The organism is Actinophytocola sp. (genome assembly GCF_035634895.1).
Lineage (GTDB): Bacteria > Actinomycetota > Actinomycetes > Mycobacteriales > Pseudonocardiaceae > Actinophytocola.
In genome coordinates this window covers 33,737-59,172 of sequence record NZ_DASQCC010000151.1, presented here as the reverse complement: position 1 = coordinate 59,172, position 25,436 = coordinate 33,737, and the positions used below count along the sequence as shown (strand labels likewise).

The following is a 25,436-nucleotide window of genomic DNA, read 5'->3' as shown; positions in this document are numbered from 1 at the left end:
GGCTCACGCCAGGTGCGGCCGGCGTCGCGGGACAGGGCCAGGGCGTGGGTGCCGACCGTCGGGTTCGCGTAGTCGCCGCCGACCGCGACGCCCGTTCGCGGGTCCCGGAAGGCCACCGCGAACACGCCGGCGCTCTCGCTGCTCGCCAGTGGGGTCTCCGCCGCCGTCCAGGTCCGACCACGGTCTGAGGAGTGCAGCACCCGTGCGACCGGCCCGCCGCCCGTCGCGAGCCACGCGTCCCGACGGCCGGACACGGTCACGCACTGACCGCTCGCGGAGAACTGGTACTCGCCGGCGAGCGCGGCAGGCCCGCGCAGGTGGGTCCAGGAACGGCCGCCGTCCGAGGTGGACAGCACGTTGAACTCGCCGTCGACGGGGTCGCCGGTCGCGAGGCCGTGGCGGGCGTCGAAGAACGCCAGGCAGTTGTAGAACGCGGCGGGGTCGGCGTTCTGGAACGCCGCCGTCCACGTGCGGCCGCCGTCGCCCGTCCGGTAGATCCGGGCGTCCGTGCCCTGGCCGGCGGTCAGCGCGACAGCCGTCCGCGCGTCGAACGCCTCGACGTCGCGGAAGTCGAGCGCCGCGGTGTCCGGTGGCGCGACCTGCTGCCAGCCGCGGCCCCCGTCGACCGTTCTGAGCACCGTGCCGCCCGAGCCGCTCGCCCAGGCGACGTGCCGGCTGACCGCGGACAGCCCGCGCAGCCGCGCCTGGCTGCCGGTGACGCTCGGTTGCCAGGTGGGGGTGGTGGCGTTCGCGCCGGGTGGTGCGACGAGGAATGTGGCCAGGACCAGCAGGGAGATCATCAGCACACGCTTCATGGGTGGAGAACCTAATGCGCCTGGTCCACCGAGGGAATGACCCCGAAAACCGGCCTGGTGCCGACGGCCTCGATCGCTCGGGCATCAGCTCCTGTGGTGGCGGTGGGACTCCGTCGCGGTCGGTGGGACTCGGTCGTTGGTGGACGCCCCTGGTCCAGTCGCGGCGTACCGGGCGGCGATGGTGCGGACGGCCTCGTCGACGACCTGAGTGACGCGTTCGGCGCTGACCTCCCAGCCCGGCACCAGGAGTGTCGGCCAGAAGACGTAGTTGGAGATCATGCCCAGGAACTGGGTGGCTGCGAGGTCCACGTCCTCGACCCGCACCGTTCCCGCCTCGCGCTCGGCCAGCAGGTAGCCGCGTACGGACTCGAAGTAGGGCAGCTTCCCGTGCGAGAACTGCGCGTGGGCCAGCTCGGGGAACCGCGGCAGCTCGGCGATGACGATCCTGAACAGGTCGGCCATCTGGGCACGGCCCAACAGCTCGGCGTACCGGCGACCGATGATGCCGAGCCCGTCGACGAGGTTGCCCGCGGGCGGCGACTCCTCCTCGCCGGCGGTCGCCCATGACTCGGTCACGATGGCGTCGAACAGGGCGGCTTTGCTCGGAAACTGCTTGAACAAGGTGGCCCGCGACACACCCGAGCGCTCGGCGATCCGCGCCAGTGACGTCCGGTCGTAGCCCGACTCGAGAAACAGCGCGGTGGCGGCCGTCACGATCAGCGCGCGCTTCTCTTGAGCGACGCGCTGGTGATACGTCGTCACGACCCTGCTCATGGGCCGAGCGTACGAGATGAGTGGCTTGACTCGCCACTGTCGCCGACCTAGCGTCAGGGTGATGGTGAGTCGTCCGGCTCACCACTGGCCGCCGCTCGTCACTCACGATCCCGGTCACTCACCGACGTACCGACGAAGGACCAGTTGATGTCCCGCTTCGACAACCAGACCGTGCTCGTGACCGGTGGGACCGGCGGCCAGGGCGCCAGCCACGTGCGTGCCTTTCACGCGGAGGGAGCGAACGTGGTGATCGGCGACATCGACGCCGAACGCGGTGCCGCGCTCGCCGACGAGCTCGGGACCCGCGCCCGCTTCGCCCGCCTCGACGTCACCGACGAGGGCGCGTGGTCCGCCGCCGTGCTGGCCGCCGAGACCGCCTTCGGCTCCCTGAACGTGCTCGTCAACAACGCGGGCGTGCAGCACCCGCCCGCGACGATCGAAGACACGGACCAGGCCACGTGGTCGCGCGTCCTCGACGTCAACCTCACGGGGACCTTCCTCGGCATCAGGGCCGCGGCCCCCGCACTGCGCCGCGCGGCAGGGGGAGCCATCGCCAACATCGCCTCGACCATGGGCCTGGGTGGCGCGGCTCACTACGCCCCGTACGTCGCCAGCAAGTGGGCCCTGCGAGGCCTCACCCAGACGGCGGCGCTCGAGCTCGGCCGAGACCACATCCGGGTGAACACCATCCACCCCGGCGTGATCGCGACCTCCTTCATCCACGAGCCAGCAGCCGGTGCCACCGTGGCGATCGCCGAGTTCTACTCACCCGAGCCGTTCGCCGTCCCCCGGCTCGGGGAACCGGCCGACGTCACCCGGCTGCTGCTGTTCCTCACGTCGTCGGACGCGTCGTTCATCACGGGGTCGGAGTACGTCATCGACGGTGGACTCCTCCTCGGCCCCGCCCTTCAGGCCGTGACCGCATGAGCACGCCGGACACGACCGGGTCCAACGACTCCGAACGGGACACGTCCCTGTCCCACCTGCCCGATCACCTCCGGCGAGCCATCGAGATCACCCCCGCCGCAGGTACCAGAGAACGGATCATCGACATCACGACGCTGGGGCGCCGCACCGGCCGGCCACGCCGCATCGAGATCTTCTTCTACCGAGCCGCGGGCGCGACGTATCTGTGCAGCGGCGCCGGCGGCGCCGCGACCGACTGGCACGCGAACCTTCTCGCCAGTCCCGCCTTCACCTTCCACCTCAAGAATGGGATCCACGCGGATCTGCCCGCACGGGCCACGCCGGTCACCGACCCAGCTGAACGTCAGGCCGTGCTGGCGGAGATCGTCGCGGATCTCAACCAGCCCCACGACCCCGGCACCATCCGGCCGACCCGGCTCGAGGACTGGGCCGACAGCCGGCTGATGCGCATCAGCTTCCGCCATCGGCCGTGACCGCGGATCCCTCGACGGATCACCTACTCCCAGGGGCTGGGGCGTGGTCGAACCCGAACGTGGTGTCACCGCCGCGGCTGGGACGGCGGGTGGAGAACCCAATGCGCCTGGTCCACCGAGGGAATGACCCCGAAAACCAGACCTCGGGTGGACGCCCCACCCCGTCCGGTTCACTACCTTGGCCGTCATGGAGGGGCAGATACGGCTGCGGCCGCCACGGCACCGGGTGGACCCCCGTGCCGTGCGTTACTGGATGACGGGTGAGGCGATCTCCAATGTGGTGGTCGCCGCGGTGCTCGGCGTGCTCGCGTGGCTCATCGAGCCGGCGCGGCCATGGCTGCTGCTCGCGGTGGGGGTGGCGCTGCTGGTCGGCGTGCCGTACATGATCGTGATGCCGCTGTGGCGGTACCGCGTGCACCGCTGGGAGGTCACCGACGAGGCCGTCTACACCAGGACCGGCTGGCTGTGGCAGGAGTGGCGGATCGCGCCGATGTCACGCATCCAGACGGTCGACACCGCACGGGGGCCACTCGAGCAGGCGTTCCGATTATCGAGCGTGACGGTGACGACTGCCTCGGCCGCGGGCCCGCTCAAGATCAAGGGCCTCGACCACGAGGTGGCGGCCGACCTCGCCCAGAAGCTGACCGAGGTGACGCAGGCCAACCGCGGAGACGCGACGTGACGGTCGCGTCGGTGGCACAGGCGTCGGCGCGGACCGAGGAGGGCTGGCGGCAGCTGCACCCCCGCACGGTCTGGGTGACGGCGCTGACCATCGCCGGGATCCTGGCGGGCCTCGCGGTGCCCATCGTCATCGGCATGGCGGGCGACGTGCCGATCTGGCTGTCGGGTGTGGTCGCGTTGGGCGCCATCGCGCTGGTGTCGGGCGTGGCGGCGCTCGTGGACCTGATGCGCTGGCGGTACACCACCTACCGGGTGACCGACGAACGGGTGGAGCTGCGTTACGCGTGGGTGCTGCACAAGCTGCGGTCGGTGCCGCGCGAGCGGGTGCGGACGGTGGACATGACGGCCAACCCGCTGCAGCGGGTGTTCGGCCTCGCCAAGGTGACGATCGGGACGGGCCAGCAGAGCGGCGAGCACAGCCACGTCACGCTGGACCCGGTGGACAAGACGGTGGCCGAGGAGCTGCGCCGGCTGCTGCTGCACCGCGACACCGTCGTCGCTTCGCCGCCGGGCGGCCCGGAGATCGCCGCGCTGAGCTGGCGCTGGCTCCGGTACGCGCCGATCTCGGTCACGACGCCGATCCTCGGCGCGGCGGCGTTCGGCGCGGTGATGCAGGTGTCCGACTGGTTCAAGCTCCAGGGCGCGGTGTTCCACGCGGTGCGTCAGCTGTTCGGCGGCCTGTCGGTGGTGGGCCTGGTCGCCGTGCTGGTGGCGATCGGCGTGGCCGTCGGCGTGATCGGCTCGCTGGGCCTGTTCGTGGAGATGTGGTACCGGTACCGGCTGTCCCGCGAGGACGGCAACATCGTGATGACCAGGGGCCTGCTGACCACACGGTCGTTGTCGCTGGAGCGCCGCCGGCTGCGCGGCGTGGAGGTGATCGAGCCACTCGGTGCCCGCCTGGCCGGCGCCGCCCGCGTCGACGTGATCGCGACCGGCATGACGAAGAAGACCGACGAGGACAAGACCGACCCGAAGACGATCCTGCCGCCCGCGCCGTACGAGACCGCGCGCCGCGTGGCGGCCGACGTACTCGGCTCACCGGCCGCCACCGCGACGGCGGTCATCAGGCACCCCCGCGCGGCACTGTGGCGTCGCGTGCGCTGGGCGCTTTACAGCGTGGCGGCGGTGGCGGCCGCCCTGGCCGTGCTGGGCTGGCTGCTCACGGACGTGCTGCTGCACCTGGCGTGGATCTCGGCCGTGGTGCTGACCCCGGTAGCCGTGTTGCTGGCGGTCGAGTCGTATCGGAATCTGGGCCACGGCCTGGCAAAGGACCACCTGGTGACCCGCCACGGCGTGGGCGCGAGAAGAACGGCGGCACTGGAACGCACGGGCGTGATCGGCTGGACCATCACCAGCTCCCCGTTCCAACGCCGAGCCGGCCTCCTCACCCTCCACGCCACCACCGCGGCGAACAAGGGCGCCTACCCGGTGTACGACGTGGCCACGAACGAGGGCCTCCACTTCGCGGCGGAAGCCGTCCCGGGCCTACTGACCCCGTTCCTGGAACACGAGAACTGATCCGGCTCCCGGCCCAAGAACAGCCAAACCTACGCCGGGGCTTCACCCCGGATGTTGGACACGGGGTTATGCGGCGTGGGTCAGCGTAGTCGGTGTCGGGGTGAGGTTCTTCTCGTAGTCGATCGGGGATGTCTGGCCGAGGTGGGAGTGGCGTCGTCGGGTGTTGTAGCGGTGCGCCCAGCCGAACACGGCCAGGCGTGCTTCCCTTGCGCTGCCCCAGTTCGGGGCACCTTGTAGTGTTTCGCGTTTGAAGGAGGCGTTGAGGCTTTCGGCGGCGGCGTTGTCCGCGGAGCTGCCGACCGCGCCCATGGACCGGGTCACTCCGGCGGCGTGGCAGGCGTCGGCGAAGGCTCCGGCACCGTATTGCCTGGGTTCAACCGGTCGTTGTGGAAGATCGCCCCGGCCAGGCTGCCCCGCGTGCGTTGGGCGGCGTGCAGGGCGTCGAGGACGAGTTCGGTGCGCATGTGGTCGGCCACGGCCCAGCCGACCAGACGGCGTGAGCACAGGTCCATCACGGTCGCGAGGTAGCAGAAGGTGCCGTCGGCGATGGGCAGATAGGTGATGTCGCCGACGTAGCGGGTGTTCGGCGCTTGGGCCGTGAACTCGCGTTCGAGCAGGTCGGCGGCCTTGTTCGCGGTGGGGTCGGCGAGGGTGGTGCGGTGCCGGCGGCGCAGCCGCAGTCCGGTCAGGCCGATACCGCGCATGACCCGGGTCACGCGCTTGTGGTTGACGCGATCTCCGGTGTCGTGCAGTTCGGCGGTGATCCGCGGGACGCCGTAGGTGCCGGCCGACTCGCGGTGGATCACCTGAATGCGGGCGGCCAGGCGCGCGTCGTCGGTGGCGCGGACGGCCCGATCGGGCGCGGTGGCCTTCCAGTGGTAATAGCTGGACCGGGCGAGGCCGATGACCTGGCACAATCGCTTCACGCCATGACGGCTGGTGATCGTCAACGAACTGGAAGCGGTTCACCAGCGCGTCTCCCCGGCGAAAATACTTGGCCGCCTTGCGCAGGATGTCGCGCTCCTTCTCCAACTCTCGGACCCGTCTGCGCAGAGCGGCGTTCTCGTCCTCCGGCGAACCCAACCGCGACGCGGTCGCGGCAGCGGCGGCGGTGTGGGTTCCAGCGCGGCGTCCGTCGTCGAGCCGGATCCAGTTACGCAACGTCTCGGTCTTCGCCCCCTCGCTCAACACATCCACCAACTCCGCGGCCACGCGGACCGCCTGGCGTCCCACGCCGCGGCGGCAGTCATCACCACGCGCACGTGTGCCGCCGCGGAGCCCGTGAACCGCGCCGCACGACCCCTTGTTCAGCATCCGAGGGCAATACCCGGGTAGATCCCGTTGCGGGGTATGGCAAACAGAACTTGCGCGGCGTCGGTGGATGAGAGCATCGGGCTCGATGACGGCAAAATACGCATCGGTGCGTTTCCGGCCGCCGGGGGCAGTATTGGTACCGCACGCGATAGTCGCGTCCAAAAAGGACATTCCGAACGTCAAATTGTCCTTTTCGGATGGTTTGTCAGCCGAGCTTGCGGGCCGCGACTGGATGTCGTTGTCCCGGACATCGCTGCGGGCGGCGCGACGCACCTCGTCGACGACCCGATGTTGTTGCCCTGCCACAGGATCAGCAAGACATTGCGGTTGACGGAACTTTCGGCGGAGCACCTGCCGGCCGACAGTTCGTCACGTAGTTCAGGAACAGGTCACCTATCAGTGACTCGTCGCGGCGGTGCTCGGCGTTACATACGTGCCCGGATTGCTTTGTGCTGCCTACGATCGGACCTCGCATTGGTCCGTCTGCGCAATGGTGAGGCCGCCACACGGCCCGTAGCGCGATCGCGGCGGTTCGCGCCATATCTCGTTGACAGCGCTGTGAAATTATTGCCATGGTTGTCGACCGCGGTCACAGGTACATTTCATCCCATGCGGTTTCGCACTCTGGGACGCAGCGGACTCAAGGTCAGTGAGATCACCTGCGGCAATTGGCTGACACACGAACCGGATCGCATCGGCGAGTCGAAGGCGTGCGTGCAGGCGGCGTTGGACGCCGGCATCACGACGTTCGACACCGCCGACATCTACGGCGCGCCGAACTACGGTGCGGCGGAAGAGATCCTTGGTGCCACGTTGTCCGGCACGAGACGTGGGTCGGTCCAGATACTGACCAAGGTCTGCCTGCCGTCCGGCCCCGGCCCGAACGACAGGGGATTGTCCCGAAAACACGTCATGGAGAGTTGCACGGGCTCGCTGCGTCGGTTGCAAACCGACTACGTGGACCTGTACCAGGCGCATCGATTTGACGAAGAAACACCGCTCGAGGAAACGATGCTGGCTTTCGCCGATCTCGTGCGCGCCGGAAAAGTGTTGTATGTCGGAGTTTCTGAATGGACGGCCGAGCAGCTTCAGGAGGGAGCCGCGCTGGCGAAAGAGCTGCACGTGCCGTTGATCTCCAACCAGCCGCAGTACTCGTTGCTGTGGCGCGTGATCGAGGCGGAGGTCGTGCCGGCGGCGGTGTCGCTGGGCATGGGGCAGCTGGTGTGGTCACCACTGGCACAGGGTGTGCTGGCGGGAAAGTACCTGCCCGACACCCCGCCGCCGCAGGGCAGCCGCGCGGTCGACGAGCGCGGCGCGCGGTTCGTCGGCCGCTACATGGGCCGTCCGGTCCTGGAAGCGGTGCAACGGGTGGCGACGATCGCGGCGGATCTGGGGACGAGCCTGCCGAGGCTCGCGTTGGCGTGGGTGCTGCACAACCCGGCCATTTCCAGCGCGATCATCGGCGTCTCGCGACCGGAACAGCTGACGCAGAACCTTCCCGTACCAGAACTGGACCTGACGGACGACGTCCTGACGGCCATCGACCACGCCTTGACCGACCCCGAACACGGCGACCTTGTGGAACGCTCGCCCGCCAAGACGGCGAAGCCGTTCGACGTCATGCCGGCCTGGCGCGTGTGACAAGGCGCACGCGTCAACGGAACGCTCGTGCGGGAAGCGGTGGTGGGACAACGCTTCGGTCCGCCGCAAGGGTTCTCGCCAGTGTCAGCCACTGTCCTGTGTGGATCTCCACTGCTTGACCGTCGCGCAGCAGGCGGTGGGTGAGGCGTCGCGGTACCAGGCCGGTCAGCGCGGACCGGGCTGGGACCCGTGGCCTGTCGTAGGCCGCCGACAGCACAGCCCACAGGATCGCCGCCGTTCGGCGGTCCACGCCTCGCGGCCGCACCCCCAGATGCGCCGCGTCGATCTTCGGCGCCGGCGAGAAGCACCACGCCGGGACGCGTCGTCGCACGGTCAGCGCGAACCGGCACGACCACCATGCCGACTCCAGGTCCCGGGCGGTCACAGCCGTCAACCGTTTCGCCAGGCCCCACTCCACCACCAGCTCCGCACGTGAGAACCCGCTCGCCACCGGCGTCAGCAGCCGCCGCAGCAACGGTGTCGACACCGCGAAGGGAATGCTTGCCACCACAGCGAAAGCACGTCTCGGCAACCGCACCGTGCGCACGTCCTCGTGCGCCACGCGGACGGCGGGCCGGTCGGCGAAACGTCGCCGCAGGGCAGCCACGAACCGGTCGTCCCGCTCGACAGCCAGCACACGGGACCCCGTGCGGGCCAGCGGCGCGGTGATCGTCCCGGGACCCGCGCCGAAGTCGATCACCAGTTCGTCGGGGCCGAGGTCGGCCGCGGCCACCAGGCGAGCGATCACCCGGTCGTCGGACAGAAGGTGCACACCAGAAGAAGTCGCGGCGGTGCGCCGCGAGTGAGAACGCATGAGTGACTGGCTCCAAGCCGGAGAAGCGAACGGAGATGCTTGGAGACAGCGGCGATAGGCGCCGTGGGAAGGGAACCGCCGCTGTCAGCGACGGCGCAGCCTTATCGACATCGACGCACTCATACCGATCACGGTAACCACACGGGCAACCGAATTATGCTCACCAGCTATGGTCGATGTCCTGGTGATCGGCGGCGGCATGGCCGGCGTCTCCATCGCCTACGAGCTGGCCGCCCACGCGAGCGTCACTCTGCTCGAGGCCGAGCCCGAGCTGGCCATGCACACCACCGGCCGCTCCGCCGCCATCTACGCCCCCAGCTACGGCCCCCCGACCGTCCGTGAGCTCACGACGGCCAGCGGGCCGCTCTTCGGCGACGGCATCCTCACCCCTCACCACAGCCTGTGGCTCGCCCTTGACGACGACGGCGTGGACCACCTGCGGGACATCCCCGCCGACCCCATCACCCCCCAACGTGCCGTCGAGCTGTGCCCGGTGCTGAGGACGCCCCTCGCCGCGGCCCTCGACACCTCGGCCATGGACATCGACGTCATGGCCCTGCACGCCCACTACGTCCGCGGCCTCAAGAAACGCGGGGGCGTCACCCACAAGAACACCCGTGTCACCGAAATGCGCCGCGACGGTGACGGCTGGGTAGTCAACGGGATCAGGACCGACACGGTCGTCGACGCCGCGGGCGCGTGGGCCGACGAGGTCGCCGAGCTGGCCGGCGTCCCCACCGTCGGGCTCCAGCCCATGCGCCGCACCATCGCGCTCGCCCGCGCGGACGCCGACCCCGCCTGGCCGCTCGTCGCCGAGGTCGCCGACACCTTCTACTTCCGCCCGGAGAGCGGTCACCTGCTGATCTCCCCGGGCGACGAGACCCCGAGCGTGCCGTGCGACGCCAAACCGGACGAACAGGACGTCGCCATCGCCCTTGAACGGGTGAACGCCGCCACGACCCTGAACCTACGGTCCGTGCACACCGCCTGGGCGGGCCTGCGGACGTTCGTGCCCGACCGCGAGCCCGTCGTCGGTGCCTGGCCCGACCACCCGGGGTTCGTGTTCTTCGCCGGGCAGGGCGGCTACGGCATACAGATGGCACCGGCGTTGGCCCGAACGGGCGCCGACATCGTGCTCGGCCGGACACCCCCGTCGCCGATCATGTCGCCCCGGCGGAAGCACGGCTAAGGTGACTACCGACCAGTAGCTGGAGGGAGTCCAATGGCGGACACGGCGGCACGCCTGGAGGACATCGTCGGTGCCGGACACGTACTGAGCGGCGACGCGATCGGCGACGACTACACCCACGACGAGACGCTCAGCACCGAGCCGGTCAAGCCCGCGTACGTCGTGCGGCCGGGCGACGCCGACGAGGTGGCGGCGATCCTGCGGCTCGCGGCCGAGACCGGCACGCCCGTCACCGCCCGCGGCAGCGGCACCGGACTGTCCGGCTCCGCCGTCCCGCGCCCGGACGGGATCCTCGTGTCCTTCGAGCGGATGAACAAGATCGTCGAGATCGACACGGTCAACCACGTCGCCGTCGTCCAGCCGGGGGTCACGCTGACCGAGCTGGACGAGGCCACCGCCGCCGTCGGGTTCGTCTACCCCGTCTACCCGGGCGAGCTGTCCGCGAGCCTCGGCGGCAACGTCAACACCAACGCGGGCGGCATGCGTGCCATCAAGTACGGCGTCACTCGCAACCACGTGCTCGGCCTCCAGGCCGCACTCCCGACCGGCGAGGTCATCCGCACCGGCGGCAAGTTCGTCAAGGCCTCCACCGGCTACGACCTGACCCAGCTCATCGTCGGCTCCGAGGGCACCCTCGCCCTGGTCACCGAGGCCGTCCTCAAGCTCCAGCCCCGGCTGGACCACCAGGCCACGATCCTCGCGCCCTTCCCCGACCTCGCGTCCGTGATGACCTCGGTGCCGAAGGTCGTCGGCTCCGGCATCGGCCCGCTGATCCTCGAGTACATCGACGCGTTCACCATGGGCGCCATCACCTACACGCACGACCTGCAGCTCGGGATTCCCGACGACGTCAAGGAGAAGTCGCAGGCGTACCTCGTCGTGATGCTGGAGAACAACGCCGCCACGCGCCTGGACGAGGACATCGAGCAGGCCGGCGAGCTGCTCAGCGAGCTGGGTGCGCTGGACGTGTACTCGCTGCCCGGCGGCGCGGCGCGCAAGCTCATCGAGGCCCGCGAGAAGGCGTTCTTCACCGCCAAGGGCGCCGGCGCCGACGAGATCATCGACACCGTCCTGCCGAGGGCCGCGCTGCCGGAGTTCTTCGCGAAGGTCCTGGAGATCGCGCAGGCCAACGGCACCCTGATCGTCGGCTGCGGCCACGCGGGCGACGGCAACGTGCACCTGGCCGTCTTCCAGAAGGACGCCGAGGTGCGGCACCGGGTCCTGCACGAGCTGTTCGCCTCCGGCATGACCCTCGGCGGCGCTATCGCCGGCGAGCACGGCATCGGCCGCGCGAAGAAGCAGCACTTCCTGGAGCTCGAGGACCCTGACAAGATCGCGTTGATGCGGCGGATCAAGCTCGCGTTCGACCCCCAGGGCATCCTCAACCCCGGCGTTCTCTTCGACTAGGGAGACAAAGACACATGAGCAGAGCCCGTAGAGCCGCGACCAGGGCCTGGGCGCACGAATGGGACTCTCGTACGGACCCAGGGAGCAAAGTGGACGGCCCGCTCGTTGCCAGGAAAGGAACGTCGGGCGAGGGGGCGGCATGAACGGCGCACAGGCACTGTTGAGGACCCTCGTCGACGGCGGCGTTGACGTCTGCTTCGCGAACCCGGGCACCTCCGAGATGCACTTCGTCGCCGCACTCGACGCCGTGCCGGAGATGCGGGCCGTGCTGTCCCTGTTCGAGGGCGTCGTCACGGGTGCGGCCGACGGCTACGGCCGCATGGCCGACCGGCCCGCGGCCACGCTGCTGCACCTGGGCCCCGGCATGGCCAACGGCCTCGCCAACCTGCACAACGCCCGCCGCGCGCACACCCCGATCCTCAACGTGATCGGTGACCACGCCCGCTACCACAAGGGCTTCGACGCGCCGCTGGAGTCGGACATCGACGCGCTCACCGGCTGGCTCGGCGGCTGGTCCCGCACGACCGACGCGCCGGAGGAGATCGGCGCGGACGCCGCCGCGGCGGTCGCCGCGGCCATGCAGCCGCCCGGCCAGATCGCGAACCTCGTGCTGCCCGCCGACGTGTCGTGGTCCGACGGCGGGGTGGTCGGCGCGGCGGTCGAGCCGGTCGCGGCGCAGCCCGTCGAGGACGACCGGGTCGCGAAGATCGCCGGGGTGGTCCGCGGTGCCGAGCCGGTCGTGCTGCTGCTCGGCCACGGCGTCACGCGCGAGCGCGGCCTGGTCGCCGCGAGCCGGATCGCCGCCGCGACGGGGGTGAGGCTGTTCGCCGAGACGTTCCCCGCGCGGATCGAGCGTGGCGCCGGCCTGCCCAACGTCGAGCGGCTCGGTTACCTGGCCGAGCAGGTGCAGTGGCAGCTCACGGACGTCAAGCACCTGGTCCTCGTGGGCGCCAAGTCACCCGTGTCCTTCTTCGCGTACCCGGGCAAGGCGTCCGAGCTGGTGCCGGACGGCTGCCAGGTGCACGTCCTGTCGGTGCTGGGCGAGGACGGCACGGGGGCGCTCGAGCACCTCGCGGACCTGGTCGCGAAGGACGCGGCGCCGGTGCTGCAGGAGGCCGTCCGTCCGGCGGTGCCCTCGGGCGCCCTGACCCCGCAGAACTGGACGGAGGTCATCGGCGCGCTGCTGCCGGAGGGCGCGATCGTGTCCGACGAGGCCAACACGTCCGGCCTGATGATCCCGATGACCACCGCGGGCGCGCCCCGCCACGACGTGCTGACGCTGACCGGCGGTGCCATCGGCCAGGGCCTGCCGGTGGCCGTCGGCGCCGCGGTCGCCGCCCCGGACCGGCCGGTCGTGTGCCTCCAGGCGGACGGCAGCGCCATGTACACGGCGTCGGCGTTGTGGACCATGGCACGCGAGGGCCTCGACGTGACGACCGTGCTGCTGAACAACCGGGCGTACGCGATCCTGCGGATGGAGCTGTCCCGGGTGGGCGCCGAGGCGGCGGGCCCGAAGGCGCAGCAGCTGCTCGACCTGGCCGGGCCGGACATGGACTTCGTGTCGATGTCCCGGGGCATGGGCGTCCCGGCGTCCCGCGCCACGACGGCCGAGGAGCTGGCGGACCAGTTCGCCAAGGCACTGGCCGAGCCCGGCCCGCACCTGATCGAGGCCATGGTGCCGCCACTGCTGTGACCCCGTTGTCCTACAAGGGAGTAGGCACATGCTGGTACAGAACCTCGCGATCCTGGTGCTTGCCGGGTTCGTCGGCTTCGCGGTGATCTCCCGGGTGCCGAACACCCTGCACACGCCGCTGATGTCCGGGACCAACGCGATCCACGGCATCGTCGTGCTCGGTGGGTTCATCGTCCTCGGGCTGGGTGCCGAGGGCGTGCTGAACAAGATCCTGCTGGTCGTCGCGATCACGTTCGGCACGATCAACGTGGTCGGCGGGTTCCTGGTCACGGACCGCATGCTCGGCATGTTCAAGGACCGGGACAAGAAGTGAGCAGCACGTTCATCCAGTGCCTGTACATCGTGGCGTTCGCGTTGTTCATCTACGGGCTCATGGGGCTCACAGGGCCGAGGACCGCGGTGCGCGGCAACGTCATCGCGGCGGCGGGCATGGCGATCGCCGTGGTCGCCACGCTGCTGACGCCCGGCCTCGGCAACTGGTGGCTGATCCTGCTCGGCGTCGCCATCGGCACGGCGATCGGCGTGCCGGCCGCGCGGCGGGTCAAGATGACCGCGATGCCGCAGATGGTGGCGCTGTTCAACGGCGTCGGCGGCGGGGCGATCGCGTTGATCGCGTGGGTGGAGTTCCGCAGCAGCTCCGGGTTCCACGACGAGCCCCGGTACGTCGCGGTGGCGTCGCTGTTCGCGGCGATCAGCGGGTCGCTGTCGTTCTGGGGCTCGAACGTCGCGTTCGGCAAGTTGCAGGAGATCCTGCCGAGCCGGCCCATCTCGTTGGGCCGGCTACAGCAGCCGCTGAACCTGCTGGTGCTGCTGGGTGCGCTGGCGTTCGGCGTCTCGGTCGTGGCCGGCGCGACGTCCGAGTGGCTGATGGGCGGCCTGCTGGTGACGTCGTCGGTGCTGGGGCTGCTGGTGGTGCTGCCCATCGGCGGCGCGGACATGCCGGTGGTGATCTCCCTGCTCAACGCGGCGACCGGCCTGTCCGCGGCGGCGATGGGGCTGGCGCTGTCCAACACGGCGCTGATCGTGGCCGGCATGATCGTCGGCGCGTCCGGCTCGATCCTGACGAACCTCATGGCCAAGGCCATGAACCGGTCGATTCCGGCGATCGTGGCCGGCGGCTTCGGCGGCGGCTCGTCGGCCGGCTCGGTGGAGGCGGGTGACCGTTCGGTCCGGCAGACCTCCGCGGGCGACGCGGCGATCCAGATGGCCTTCGCCCGCCAGGTGATCATCGTGCCGGGGTACGGGCTCGCGGTCGCCCAGGCACAGCACCAGGTGCGGCAGCTGTCCAGCCTGCTGGAGGACAAGGGCGTGTCGGTGTACTACGCCATCCACCCCGTCGCCGGCCGCATGCCGGGGCACATGAACGTCCTGCTGGCCGAGGCGGACGTGCCCTACGACCGGCTGAAGGAGATGGAGCTGATCAACGGCGAGTTCGGCCGCACCGACGTGACGCTCGTGATCGGCGCCAACGACGTGACGAACCCGGCCGCCCGCACCGACCCCGCGTCGCCCATCTACGGCATGCCGATCCTGGACGTGGACGAGAGCAAGTCGGTCATCGTGCTGAAGCGGTCGATGCGGCCCGGCTTCGCGGGCGTCGACAACGAGCTGTACTACAACCCGAAGACGTCCATGCTGTTCGGCGACGCGAAGTCGTCCGTGTCGGAGATCACCGAGGAGCTGAAGGCACTCTAGTTGGTGAACTTGTCGATTGCCCAGGCGCAGACCTCTTGCTCGGTCATCTCGGGGAACTCCTCGGTGAACGTGCTCAGGGTGCGGAGGGCCTCGTCCTGGTCGAAGCCGCGGCTGGTGGCCACCATGAGGAACTCCTGACGCGTGGCCCTCGGCCGCCCGCCCGCACCGGTACGCAGGCGGTTGCGCCAGTCGCTGACCTCGGAGATCCGCGTCGGCCGCCACCCCGGCGTACCGTCCACCACGATGTCCGGCGCCGGGAACGGGTGGCTGGAGCCGGCGGGGAAGCGCTCCTGCCAGCGGGGCACGGCGAACCGGCTGACACCCAGCGCCTCGCCGAGCTGAACAGGTCCGATGTACTGCACGGTCACGCGGTTACCTCCACGCCTGTCAGGGGGACCGACGATATCAAAGCGCCCGGCCGATGATGGGGTTCAATGGAGCCATGAGCGATGCCGGCCTGTTCGGTCCGTCCTCGGTGAGCTGGCAGCTCCATGCCGAGCCGGCCATGTGGCTTGCCGGGATCCGGAGCCTGTACCTGCAGGCGCTCCACCCGCGGGCGGTCGCCGGGATCGTGCAGAACTCGGACTTCCGCGGCGACCCGCTCGGGCGGCTGCTGCGCACCGCCAACTTCGTCGGCGCCACGACGTACTGCCCGCGTCCCGAGGTCGACCGGCTCGCGGCCCAGGTCCGGTCGGTGCACCGGTCGCTGCGGGGGACCTACGACGGCGAGACCTTCCGCCTCGACGAGCCGGAGCTGCTGTTGTGGGTGCACTGCGCGGAGGTCTCGTCGTTCCTGACCGTGGTGCGGCGAGCCGGGTTCCCGCTCACCGCCGCGCACGCGGACCGGTACCTCGATGAGCAACGCGCGTCGGCCGCGCTGGTCGGGCTGGACCCGGACGAGGTGCCCGGCTCGGTGGCCGCGATGCGGCGGTACCTGCGGTACATGCGGCCGACGCTGCGCCGTACCGAGGACGCGGACCTGATCTACGACTTCCTGCATCGCCCGCCGGTCGGCGGCAAGCTGGCGCTCGGACTGCCGCTGTACGAGTCGATGGTGGGACACCTGGCGTACTCGCTGCTGCCGGACTGGGCCGTCGAGCTGTACGGACGCCGCGCCTACCCGGCCCCGGTCAGCACCGCGACGATGCGCACACTCTCGGAAACATTACGAGCGGTACAGAAAACGGTGCGGACGGTTGTTCGTGAGCCGCGGCTCGGCCCACTGGTGCCGCACCCGGTACTGGCGGTGCGGCGTTTGGGAAAGTGGGCCATGCCGTCGGCGAGAAGACTGCCGAAAGCCGCCTAGTTCGAGTGGGCTTCCTGGAAGCGGATGACCAGTGCCTGGGGGACGCGGCCGCGCTCGGCGACGGTTTCGCCCTGGCTGCGGGCCCATTCACGCACGGCCTGGGTGTCCGGCTTGCCGTTGCCGTTGGTCGACCGGACGATCACGGCGCCGCGCTGCTTGCGGCCGCCGGTGCGGCGGGCGTGCCCGACGAACTCCGCGAACGTGTCGCGCAGGCGGGACGCGTTGTCGGCGGACAGGTCGATTTCGAACTCGACCCCGTCGAGCGCGAAAGTCACGGTCTCGTCGGCCTTCCCACCGTCCAGGTCGTCGACCAGTTCGAGAATCGTTCGCTGCGCCACAGGGTCCTCCGAATTGGAAATGATCCGAACAATGGTGAGGATAGCGCGGGTGGCGGCACGAACCACGCAGCGGCAGACTCGTCGCGTGGACCTGTCGACATTTCACCGCGTTCCGCTCGGCACCTGGCCCACGCCGCTCGACACCTGTCCCCGCCTGTCCGCCGCCCTCGGTGCGACCGTACTGGTGAAACGGGACGACCTCGGCGGCGTCGGCCTCGGTGGCAACAAGCTCCGCAAACTCGAGTTCACCCTGGCCGCCGCGCTCGCCGCCGGCGCGGACACGATCATCACCTTCGGCGGTGTCCAGACCAACCACGGCCGCCTAACCGCCGCCGCCTGCGCCCGCCTCGGACTGCGTTGCGAGCTGGTCCTCACCCGCTCGGTGCCGCGATCCGGCTTCGCCTACGACCGGTCCGGCAACGTCGCGCTGGACCGGCTGTTCGGCGCCCGCCTCCACCTGTGCGACACCGACGACGAGGCCCGGTACACGGCCGGCGCGCTCGCGTCCGCCACGTCCGTCACGCTGCCGGTCGGCGGGTCGAGCGGGTTGGGTGTCCTCGGTTATGTCGCCGCCGCGCAGGAGTTGCGCGAGCAGCTCGGCGACCAGCGGGTCGACCGGATCGTCTGCGCGGCCGGCAGCGGCGGCACGGTCGCCGGCCTCGCGCTCGGCGGCGAGACACCCGTCACCGCGGTCAGCGTGTCACCCGGCAGCCAGGAGAAGATCGAGCGGACGGCCGGGCTCGCCGCCGAGGAGGTCGGCGTCGACCAGCCGAAACTCGACCACGTGACCGTCGACGAGAGCGCCATCGGCGAGGGTTACGGCGTGCCGACCGACGAGGTCTGGGCGGCGCTGCGCCTGTTCGCGCGCACCGAGGGCATCGTGCTCGACCCGGTGTACACGGGTAAGGCGGCGGCCGCGCTGGTCGCGGGCGTCCGTCCAGGTGAGACGGTCGTGTTCATGCACACGGGTGGCGTGCCGGCCGTCTACGGCTACGCGCCGGAGCTGGTGGTGGAGGCGGGCCGCTAGTCCGCTAGTCCGGGGACGGGATCTCGAGCGCGTTCGTGGCCAGTTTCCGCAGGGTCACGTCGTCGGGTGTGGACGGTGTGCCGATCCACACCGCCTGCACCAGCTTGAGGCTGTTGCCCTCCCGGCCGCTGGCGAAGGCGGCCGACTCGAAGAACGGCTTCGACTTGCCCGGCCAGGGGGTGCCCTCGGTCGACGCGTCGGCGATGGCGCCACTGCCCGGCTGCTCGGCGACCGTGTTCAGCTCGCCGGCCAGCGCGGTCTCGGGGAACCGCAGCACCGCGACCAGGATCGCCGCGCGCTTGCCGTCCGAGGCCGACTCGTAGCGTGCGCGGACCAGCTCCGAGCAGCGGTTGCGTTCCAGCCACACCTGCACGTCGCCGTAGGCGTGGGCCGCGCAGTCGGTGTCGGAGATGGCGCCTCTCGGCTCGAACGTGAAGCCCTCGACGGTCACGCCGCTCGACTCGGTGCGGGTCTTGCTGGCGTCGTCGGGGCGGTCGTCGGACGAGCCGGACGACGCGACCGCGTACACGATGCCGGTGAGCAGCAGCAACGCCACCAGCACGACCGCGCTGGCCGGCAGCCAACGCAGGCCGCCCCTTGCCGGCTTCCGGGTGGGCATTCGGGTGGGCTTCGCGGGTGCCGGCGGTGGCGGAGCGGCCGGGACGCGGGGGATGAGCGTCGTGCTGGCGGCGGACATCGTGGGCACGGCCGAGTCGGTGAAGCCCTCGCCGGACAGGTCCAGGTCGGCGTGGTCGGGGGACAGCGCGGCGAGGAGCGCGCGGGCCTGCGCGACCGTGCACGGACGCTGGTACGTGGCCAGCTCGCGTGCCGCGGTCAGCAGCGTCTTGGGCTCGGGGTGCAGGATCCGCACGCCACGCAGCAGGTCGGAGGTCGGCTGGTCGACCTGGGAGACGTACGGCCCGACCGCGACGACCGTGCCCACCGGCAGCGGCTCGACCTCGGCCACTTCGAGGGCGCGGCGGACCACCTCGACGTTCCGCACGGCGTCGGCCGCCGGGTTCACCGCGCCGTCGGGGCGGACGAGCGGCCAGCCGTCGGTCTTCCACTGGCCGGCCAGGGGCGCTTCGAGCCGCACCGCGGGATCGGGCAGGTCGACGCCGACGACCACCAGCACCCCGCGCGGCAGCACGACGACCGCGTCCACCGCCTGGTCAGCGCCCTGCGGGCGCAGCCCGACCAGGGCGATGCCGCCGACCAGGGTGTCGCCGCGACCCCACGAGGTCAGCGCGGCCCGCACGTCGGCGCCGACCGCCGAGGTCTCGTCACCGACCCGAACCACCCGCACCGCGCACCCCCTGACCCGACTGGTGGACCGGCCGGCCCGACGGGACAACGGTAGCCAAGGCTCGATAGTGTGGCGTAACTGCCCGTGTACAGGGCACAATGGACGCGCGTGTGAAACTGCCGGTACCCGTTGGACGAGGGCGTAGGGGAAGACGAATCCTCGTCGAGCAGCGGAGGTCAGCAGTGAGCACTCGTGGCGTTGTGTACGTCCACTCGTCGCCGGCTGCGGTATGTCCGCACGTCGAGTGGGCTATTTCGGGCACCCTTGGAGTTCGCGCGACCCTCCAGTGGACTGCGCAGCCCGAAGCCGCCGGTCAGCTCCGCGCCGAGTGCGGGTGGACCGGCGACCCAGGCACGGGCGCGAAGCTCGTCGCCGCCCTGAAGGCCTGGCCCATGCTGCGCTTCGAGGTCACCGAGGAGCCCAGCCCGGGCGTGGACGGCGAGCGGTTCTGCTTCGCGCCCACGCTGGGACTGTGGCGGGCCCGCACGAGTGCCAACGGCGACATCGTCGTCGGCGAGGACCAGCTGCGTGCCATGGCCGTGGGGTCGCGTGCCGGTGAGGCGTTCGCGCACAAGGTCGATGAGCTGCTCGGGGCGTCGTGGGACGCGGCGCTGGAGCCCTACCGGCGGGCGGGCGACGGCGCTCCGGTGACCTGGCTGCACCGGGTGGGGTGAGCCTGCCATCCTGTAACCCGTGTCCACGGGATCTCCTCGGCAGCTGTGGCTGCTGCCGGCGCTGCTGATCACGGTGATCGCGACCGCGCTGGGCGCGCTGGTGGCAAGGAGCGTGTACGCGGACCAACCGCAGTCGCCGGCCGCGATCCAGCCGTCGCCGTCGTCGTCGCCACCGGTGCCGCGCGCCGAGCAGCCGGGGTCCGCGGAGGTGAAGGGCACCACGGACGCGGTCGCCCACCCCCTGTACGTCACGGTGGACAAGCTGCTGCAGCAGTACTTCAACGCGATCAACGCGAAGGACTACGCGGCCTGGTCGACGACGGTGACCGCCGCCCGCCGCAAGATCCAGGTGGAGGACGACTGGCGGCGCGACTACAAGTCCACCCGCGACGGCAGCATCGTCGTCTACCGGATCGAGACCGACGCCGGCGGCGACACCGCCCGCGTCCTGCTGCACTTCACCAGCACCCAGGACCCGGCCGACGCCCCACCCGAACTCCCGGTCGACTGCATCGACTGGAACGTCGTATGGCCCTTCGCGATGGACCACGGCGAGTGGAGACTGGCCAACGGCGCAACCAGCGCCTTCCCCCAAACCGCCGCCTGCCCAAACTAACCCCGCGAGTCCCGCGCCCAAACACCGCGAGTCCCGCGTTCAGACATGCCGAGTCCCGCGTTCGAACACATCGCGAGTCCCGCGTTCAAACATGCCGAACTGTGGGTTTCGTGCAGTCATGGCCCGCGGCGTGTGCACGAAACCGCAACTCGGTGTGTGTGAACGCGGGACTCGCTATGGCTGAACGCGGGACTCGCGGGGTTAGCCATTAGGCGGCGGTGAAGACCAGGGCGACGTTGTGGCCGCCGAAGCCGAAGGAGTCGTTCATCGCGGCGGTGAGGTCCATCTTGCGTGGCTCGCCGGACACGACGTCCAACTCGATCTTCGGGTCCTGGTTCTCCAGGTTGCGGGTGGCCGGGATGATGCCGTGGTAGATCGACAGCAGCGTGATGATGCTCTCGACCGCGCCAGCGCCGCCGACCAGGTGACCGAACGAGCTCTTCGGCGCGGTGAGCACCACGTGGTCCCCGATCGCCTTGGTGATCGCGGCCGCCTCGCCGATGTCACCGACCACGGTCGAGGTCGCGTGCGCGTTGACGTGGCCGATGTCGGCCGCGGTCAGCCCCGCCTGCCGGATCGCCTTGGTCATCGCGGCCATCTGCCCGATGCCCTCCGGGTGGTTGCCCGTGATGTGGTAGGCGTCGGACGTGATGCCGGTGCCGGTGAGCTTGCCGTACACCCGCGCTCCCCGGGCCCGCGCGTGCTCCGCGGACTCCAGGATCAGCACGCCGGCACCCTCGCCGAGCACGAACCCGTCGCGGTCGATGTCGAACGGCCGGGACGCGCGGTCCGGCTCGTCGTTGCGCAGCGACAGCGTGCGGGACTGGGCGAAGCCGGCCACCGTGATCGGCAGGATGCACGCCTCCGCGCCGCCCGCCACCACCACGTCGGCGCGGCCGGCCCGGATCATGTCGAAGGCCAGCGCGAGCGACTCCGCGCCGGTGGCGCAGGCCGAGGCCGGGGAGTGCACCCCGGCCCGTGCCCGCAGGTCGATGCTGACGTGCGCGGCCGGACCGTTCGGCATGAGCATGGGCACCGTCAGCGGCGACACCTTGCGCAGGCCGTACTCCTCGAGCAGGTCGTCCTGCCCCAGCAGCGTGCCCACACCTCCGATGCCCGCGCCGAGCGCGACGCCGAGCCGGTCCGGATCGACCGGCTCGTGCTCGTCGGACGGCATCTCGTACCCGGCGTCCGCCCACGCCTGGCGGGCCGCGATGAGCGCGATCTGCTCACAGCGGTCCATCCTGCGCAGCTGGACCCGGGGCAGGACCTCGGACGGGTCCACGGCCAGCGGTGCGACGAGCCGGGACGGCATGTCGAACCGTTCCGCCCACTCCGCGTCGTTGATCGTGACTCCGTTGCGGCCGGCGATCAGCCCGTCCCAGGTGGACGTGACGTCACCGCCGAGCGGCGTGGTCGCGCCCATGCCGGTGACGACGACTTCCGTGCTCATGGCCCTCCGTGGTCCTTCCCTCGGGTGAAACTCGGTCAGACGTTCTTGGAGACGTAGCTCACCGCGTCGCCGACGGTCTTCAGGTTCGCCAGCTCCGCGTCCGGGATCTTGACCTCGAAGCGGTCCTCGGCCTGCACGGCGATCTCCACCATCGACAGCGAGTCGATGTCCAGGTCGTCCACGAACGACTTGTCGGCGGTGACCTCGTCGGCCTCGACGCCGGCGACCTCTTCGACGATCTCGGCCAGGCCGGCCAGGATGTCCTCGTCGGTGAGCTTCTCTGCCATGGGGTTGCTTTCTCCTTCGTTGCCCCGGACCGGGTGGTCCGGAAGATTTCTCCGATCGGTGCTCGCTAGGGGCAGACGACGACCTGGCCCGCGTAGGACAGGCCGGCGCCGAACCCGACGAGCAGTGCGACGTCGCCGGAGTGGATCTGGCCGGCGGCACGCATGTGGTCCATCGCCATCGGGATGGACGCGGACGAGGTGTTGCCGGAGTACACGATGTCGTCGGCCACGACCATGTCCTCCCGCGCCCCCTCCTTCCGCAGCTTCTTCGCGATCGCCTCGACGATCCGCAGGTTGGCCTGGTGCGGGATCAGCACGTCGATGTCCGACGGCTTGAGCCCGGCCAGGTCGATGGCACGCAGGGCGATCGGTGCGATCTTCGTGGTCGCCCAGCGGAAGACCGACTGGCCCTCCTGGAAGATGTGCGCGCTCTCGGTCATGCCGATCATGTCGACCAGGTCGCCCGCGGTGCCCCAGGCCACCGGCCCGATGCCCGGCTCGTCGGACGGACCGACGACCGCCGCGCCGGCCGCGTCGGCGAAGATGATCGCGGTGGAACGGTCGGTCGGGTCGACGATGTCGCTGAGCTTCTCCGACCCGATGATGAGCGCTCGCCGCGACGAGCCCGCGCGGACCAGGTCGGACGCGACGCCGAGCCCGTAGCAGAAGCCGGCGCACGCGGCGTTGAGGTCGAACCCGCCGGCGGCCTTGATCCCGATGAGCTCGGCGACCTGCGCGGCGGCGTTCGGGATGGGCTTCTTGGTCGTGCAGTTCGCGACGATCACCGTGTCGAGGTCCGACGGCGCGAGCCCGGCGGCCGCGATGGCCTTGGACCCGGCCTCGACGGCCATGCTGACCACGGTGTCCTTCTCGTCGCCGAACCGGCGCTCGACGATGCCGACCCGCTCGCGGATCCACTGGTCGTTGGTGTCCATGACCTGGGACAGGTCGTCGTTGGTGACGACCCGCTCCGGCTGGGCACTGCCGAGGCCGAGGATGCGGGTGCCCTGGACGGCCGGGGCGAGGCGCAACGTGCTCATGCCAGCACCACCGCGACCTTCGCCAGGTCGTCGGGGGTCTTCAGGGCCGCGGTGGTGATCTTCAGCTCCCGCTTGACGAGGCCGGTCAGCGCGCCGGCGGGCGGTAGCTCGGCGGCGAGGTCCGCGCCGAGCTCGGTCATGGTCTTCATACACAGGTCCCAACGCACGGACAGGGTGACCTGGTCGACCAGGCGCGCCAGCATGTCCGCGCCGCTCGTGACCCGCTGGCCGTCGGCGTTGGACAGGAGCGTACGGGTCGGGTCGCCCACCGTGATGTCCTTGGCCTTCTCCCGGAGCGTCTCCTGGGCGGGGGCCATGTAGTGGGTGTGGAAGGCGCCGGCGACCTTCAGCCTGATCACCTTCCTGACGAACTCCGGCTTCTCGGCGACCACGGCGTCGATCCCGTCGACCGGGCCGGCGGCGACGATCTGACCGGCGCCGTTCATGTTGGCCGCGGTCAGGTCGTGCTCGGCGAGCCACGCCACGACGTCGTCGGGCTCACCGCCCATGATGGCGGCCATCCCGGTGGGGGCCAGGTCGCACGCGGCGGCCATGGCGCGGCCCCGCACGGCTGCGAGGGCGACGGCGTCGTCCGCGGTCAGCACTCCCGCGACCGCGGCCGCGGCCAGCTCGCCGACCGAGTGGCCGGCGACGACCAGGTCGGCGGGCAGTTCGTGTCTCGCGGCGAGCACCTCGTAGGCGAGCAGGGCGGTGGCCACGACGAGCGGCTGGGTGACGGCCGTGTCCTTGATGGCGTCGGCGTCCGCGACGGTGCCCAGCTCGACCAGATCGAGACCGGCGAGCTCCGACCAGGTGGTCAGCCGCTCACGGGTCCCTTCCAGCTCTAGCCAAGGGGTGAGCATGCCGGGAGTCTGGGAGCCCTGACCGGGGGCGAGTAACGCGAGCACGTACCAAGGGAACACGGTTGCGCTCGTTTCAGGGGATACCGGAACTGACCAAGTCGGGGCGATCGCTTTGTAGGATACCTACAAAGGTTGTCGCGACATGAACGGTACAGAGGGTTTTCTGTGGTTTGTCGCCTACCACAGGCCACGAGAACGTGACAGACGTCCCACCGCGAGCGCGATGCGGAGCACGAGCGCGTCCCTCGGCAGGTTGGCGTTGTGCCCGGTGATCTCGGTGGCCTTGCGGAGCCGGTAGCGGACGGTGTTCGGGTGGACGAACAGCACCCGGGCGCAGGTCTCGAGGACGCCGCCGGCCTCGAGATAGGTCTCGACGGTCTCGAGCAGCGCGCCCCCGGCCTTCTCCAGCGGGCGGGCGATCTGGTCGATGAGCTGCCACTCGGCCTCGGGATCGCCGGCGAGCGCCCGCTCGGGCAGCAGGTCGTGGGACCGCACGGGCCGGGGCGCCGCCGGCCAGGCGACGACGGCCCGCAGCCCGGACAGGGCCTCGGCGGAGCTGCGGTGGGCGTCCGCGATGTTGGCCACGGTCGGCCCGGCGACGACCGGGCCGTCTCCGAAGGAGGCGGACATCTTGGTGAGCACCTTCGGGTCGTCGGTCTCCCCGGCGAGCACGACGACGAGCCGCGAGCCCTGCACCCCGAGCAGCACCGGCCGGTTGGCCCGCGCGGCCCGGCTGCGGACCTCGTAGAGGACGGTGGGCGGGTCGTCGGACGGCGAGTTCCCGACGAGCACGGTGGCGGGTTCGTCGAGGTCCCAGCCAAGCGCGGCGGCCCTGCTGAGCAGGGACTCCTCGGCGTCACCACGCACGATGGCATCGACGACGGAGGCCTCGAGCCGCGCGTCCCAGGCCCCCCGTGTCTCGGCGGCGGAGGCGTAGGACATGGCGGAGGTGAAGGCGACCTCACGGCCGTACCGGAGGACGGCCTCGGTCAACGCCCGCCGCTCCTCCTCGTTGGCCGCAAGAGCCGGCACCTCCTGCTCGATGACATGCACGGCCACCCGAACCAACTCAACGGTCTGGCGAAGCGAGATCCACCGCGACAAATCCCGCGGCGCCTGCCGAAACGCCTCAGCGGTCAGCTGAATAGCCTCCCGCTGATCACGAAGATAAGCCGTGAACCCGGCAGCCCCGGTCTGAGCAATCAACTGCACAGAGGCCCGCTGATCAGCCGGCATCCGCCCAAACCAAGCGAACTGCTCATCCATAGAAGCCAACGCAGCCGAAGCCAGCTTCCCAGAAGCACGATCAAGCGCCGCAAGCGTCCCCCGCGACACCTCAACCATGCCCCCGACTCTAGCCCCGCCCCCCACCCAAACCCCGAAAACCCACCCCACAGAAGCCGCAACCCCCGGCCCCACCCAAGACCGGAAGCGGCCCCGGGGAAGGTGCGGCCAAGGGCACCGAGCAAGGCCCGGGAGCCACGCTGGGTCAGGATCGAATCGCACTGTGGAGAGCGCGGGGGGCTCGGCCCCGCAAGGAGGGAAGCGGGACCCAGGAAGGTGCAGCGAAGCGCACCGAACAGCC

The 25,436-nt window shown here is 70.4% G+C and carries 25 protein-coding genes and 1 pseudogene; 14 read left to right on the top strand and 12 right to left on the bottom strand.

Annotation, left to right across the window (positions count from 1 at the left end; genetic code table 11):
• Both VET29_RS22610 and VET29_RS22605 read right to left on the bottom strand, forming a co-directional pair.
• Positions 1–815 (bottom strand): oxidoreductase (locus tag VET29_RS22610; RefSeq protein WP_324923689.1); only part of this gene is annotated, 815 nt, incomplete at its 3' end.
• 84 nt (positions 816–899) lie between these two features.
• Positions 900–1,589, bottom strand: coding sequence for a TetR/AcrR family transcriptional regulator (locus VET29_RS22605; RefSeq protein WP_324923687.1), 690 nt, complete (start codon positions 1,587–1,589; stop codon positions 900–902).
• 147 nt (positions 1,590–1,736) lie between these two features.
• Between VET29_RS22605 and VET29_RS22600 the strand changes: the two genes are divergently transcribed.
• From VET29_RS22600 to VET29_RS22585, 4 genes are all read left to right on the top strand, one after another.
• Positions 1,737–2,516 carry a glucose 1-dehydrogenase gene (locus VET29_RS22600; protein ID WP_324923685.1) on the top strand — a complete coding sequence of 260 codons (780 nt, stop codon included), beginning with the start codon at positions 1,737–1,739 and terminating at the stop codon, positions 2,514–2,516.
• A complete protein-coding gene (locus VET29_RS22595; protein WP_324923682.1) occupies positions 2,513–2,989 on the top strand; it encodes a nitroreductase/quinone reductase family protein in 477 nt (158 codons plus the stop codon). Before VET29_RS22600 ends, VET29_RS22595 begins: the two co-directional genes overlap by 4 nt.
• Before the next feature lie 187 nt (positions 2,990–3,176).
• A complete protein-coding gene (locus tag VET29_RS22590; protein WP_324923680.1) occupies positions 3,177–3,671 on the top strand; it encodes a PH domain-containing protein in 495 nt (164 codons plus the stop codon).
• Positions 3,668–5,188, top strand: a complete 1,521-nt coding sequence (locus tag VET29_RS22585) for a PH domain-containing protein (protein WP_324923678.1) — start codon at positions 3,668–3,670, stop codon at positions 5,186–5,188. The genes VET29_RS22590 and VET29_RS22585 overlap by 4 nt, the downstream gene beginning before the upstream one ends.
• A gap of 66 nt (positions 5,189–5,254) precedes the next feature.
• Here the strand turns inward: VET29_RS22585 and VET29_RS22580 are convergent.
• Positions 5,255–6,367: pseudogene (locus tag VET29_RS22580) on the bottom strand (IS3 family transposase); the annotation flags it as partial.
• Positions 6,368–7,111: 744 nt separating this feature from the next.
• Here VET29_RS22580 and VET29_RS22575 point away from each other — a divergent pair.
• Positions 7,112–8,143, top strand: coding sequence for an aldo/keto reductase family protein (locus VET29_RS22575; RefSeq protein WP_324923675.1), 1,032 nt, complete (start codon positions 7,112–7,114; stop codon positions 8,141–8,143).
• Between the two features lie 13 nt (positions 8,144–8,156).
• On the opposite strand, the gene VET29_RS22570 is transcribed toward VET29_RS22575, so the two are convergent.
• Positions 8,157–8,957 carry an rRNA adenine N(6)-methyltransferase family protein gene (locus VET29_RS22570; RefSeq protein ID WP_324923673.1) on the bottom strand — a complete coding sequence of 267 codons (801 nt, stop codon included), beginning with the start codon at positions 8,955–8,957 and terminating at the stop codon, positions 8,157–8,159.
• A 169-nt stretch (positions 8,958–9,126) separates the two neighbouring features.
• On the opposite strand from VET29_RS22570, the gene VET29_RS22565 reads away from it, so the two are divergent.
• The 5 genes from VET29_RS22565 (at position 9,127) to VET29_RS22545 (ending at position 14,941) form a co-directional block, all read left to right on the top strand.
• A complete protein-coding gene (locus VET29_RS22565) occupies positions 9,127–10,146 on the top strand; it encodes an FAD-dependent oxidoreductase (RefSeq protein ID WP_324923671.1) in 1,020 nt (339 codons plus the stop codon).
• Positions 10,147–10,179: 33 nt separating this feature from the next.
• Positions 10,180–11,553, top strand: coding sequence for an FAD-binding oxidoreductase (locus VET29_RS22560; protein WP_324923669.1), 1,374 nt, complete (start codon positions 10,180–10,182; stop codon positions 11,551–11,553).
• 139 nt (positions 11,554–11,692) lie between these two features.
• Positions 11,693–13,246, top strand: a complete 1,554-nt coding sequence (locus VET29_RS22555) for an acetolactate synthase large subunit (RefSeq protein WP_324923667.1) — start codon at positions 11,693–11,695, stop codon at positions 13,244–13,246.
• Positions 13,247–13,274: 28 nt separating this feature from the next.
• Positions 13,275–13,559: an NAD(P) transhydrogenase subunit alpha gene (locus VET29_RS22550; protein WP_324923665.1), complete on the top strand. Its 285-nt coding sequence runs from the start codon at positions 13,275–13,277 to the stop codon at positions 13,557–13,559.
• 59 nt (positions 13,560–13,618) lie between these two features.
• A complete protein-coding gene (locus VET29_RS22545; protein WP_414636570.1) occupies positions 13,619–14,941 on the top strand; it encodes an NAD(P)(+) transhydrogenase (Re/Si-specific) subunit beta in 1,323 nt (440 codons plus the stop codon).
• Here VET29_RS22545 and VET29_RS22540 read toward each other — a convergent pair.
• On the bottom strand, positions 14,938–15,309 hold the full coding sequence (locus VET29_RS22540) for a hypothetical protein (RefSeq protein WP_324923661.1): 372 nt from the start codon (positions 15,307–15,309) through the stop codon (positions 14,938–14,940). The two genes, VET29_RS22545 and VET29_RS22540, sit on opposite strands and share 4 nt — an antisense overlap.
• A gap of 74 nt (positions 15,310–15,383) precedes the next feature.
• Between VET29_RS22540 and VET29_RS22535 the strand changes: the two genes are divergently transcribed.
• Positions 15,384–16,247, top strand: coding sequence for an oxygenase MpaB family protein (locus tag VET29_RS22535; RefSeq protein ID WP_324923659.1), 864 nt, complete (start codon positions 15,384–15,386; stop codon positions 16,245–16,247).
• Here the strand turns inward: VET29_RS22535 and VET29_RS22530 are convergent.
• Positions 16,244–16,585 carry an Lsr2 family protein gene (locus VET29_RS22530; protein WP_324923694.1) on the bottom strand — a complete coding sequence of 114 codons (342 nt, stop codon included), beginning with the start codon at positions 16,583–16,585 and terminating at the stop codon, positions 16,244–16,246. The two genes, VET29_RS22535 and VET29_RS22530, sit on opposite strands and share 4 nt — an antisense overlap.
• 49 nt (positions 16,586–16,634) lie before the next feature.
• Here VET29_RS22530 and VET29_RS22525 point away from each other — a divergent pair, with 49 nt between their 5' ends.
• Positions 16,635–17,612, top strand: coding sequence for a pyridoxal-phosphate dependent enzyme (locus tag VET29_RS22525; RefSeq protein WP_324923657.1), 978 nt, complete (start codon positions 16,635–16,637; stop codon positions 17,610–17,612).
• A gap of 4 nt (positions 17,613–17,616) precedes the next feature.
• On the opposite strand, the gene VET29_RS22520 is transcribed toward VET29_RS22525, so the two are convergent.
• Positions 17,617–18,918, bottom strand: coding sequence for a hypothetical protein (locus VET29_RS22520; RefSeq protein WP_324923655.1), 1,302 nt, complete (start codon positions 18,916–18,918; stop codon positions 17,617–17,619).
• 182 nt (positions 18,919–19,100) lie between these two features.
• Here VET29_RS22520 and VET29_RS22515 point away from each other — a divergent pair, with 182 nt between their 5' ends.
• Both VET29_RS22515 and VET29_RS22510 read left to right on the top strand, forming a co-directional pair.
• Entirely contained in the window at positions 19,101–19,592 is a 492-nt protein-coding gene (locus VET29_RS22515) for a DUF3145 domain-containing protein (RefSeq protein ID WP_324923654.1), read from the top strand.
• A 19-nt stretch (positions 19,593–19,611) separates the two neighbouring features.
• Entirely contained in the window at positions 19,612–20,208 is a 597-nt protein-coding gene (locus tag VET29_RS22510) for a hypothetical protein (protein WP_324923652.1), read from the top strand.
• 208 nt (positions 20,209–20,416) lie between these two features.
• Here the strand turns inward: VET29_RS22510 and VET29_RS22505 are convergent, their stop codons facing one another.
• The 5 genes from VET29_RS22505 to VET29_RS22485 form a co-directional block, all read right to left on the bottom strand.
• Entirely contained in the window at positions 20,417–21,661 is a 1,245-nt protein-coding gene (locus VET29_RS22505) for a beta-ketoacyl-[acyl-carrier-protein] synthase family protein (protein ID WP_324923650.1), read from the bottom strand.
• Between the two features lie 35 nt (positions 21,662–21,696).
• Entirely contained in the window at positions 21,697–21,948 is a 252-nt protein-coding gene (locus VET29_RS22500) for an acyl carrier protein (RefSeq protein ID WP_324923648.1), read from the bottom strand.
• A 65-nt stretch (positions 21,949–22,013) separates the two neighbouring features.
• Positions 22,014–22,988: a beta-ketoacyl-ACP synthase III gene (locus VET29_RS22495; protein WP_324923647.1), complete on the bottom strand. Its 975-nt coding sequence runs from the start codon at positions 22,986–22,988 to the stop codon at positions 22,014–22,016.
• Entirely contained in the window at positions 22,985–23,911 is a 927-nt protein-coding gene (locus tag VET29_RS22490; RefSeq protein ID WP_324923646.1) for an ACP S-malonyltransferase, read from the bottom strand. The genes VET29_RS22495 and VET29_RS22490 overlap by 4 nt, the downstream gene beginning before the upstream one ends.
• A 117-nt stretch (positions 23,912–24,028) precedes the next feature.
• Positions 24,029–25,195: a PucR family transcriptional regulator gene (locus tag VET29_RS22485; RefSeq protein WP_324923644.1), complete on the bottom strand. Its 1,167-nt coding sequence runs from the start codon at positions 25,193–25,195 to the stop codon at positions 24,029–24,031.
• Positions 25,196–25,436: the final 241 nt, after the last annotated feature.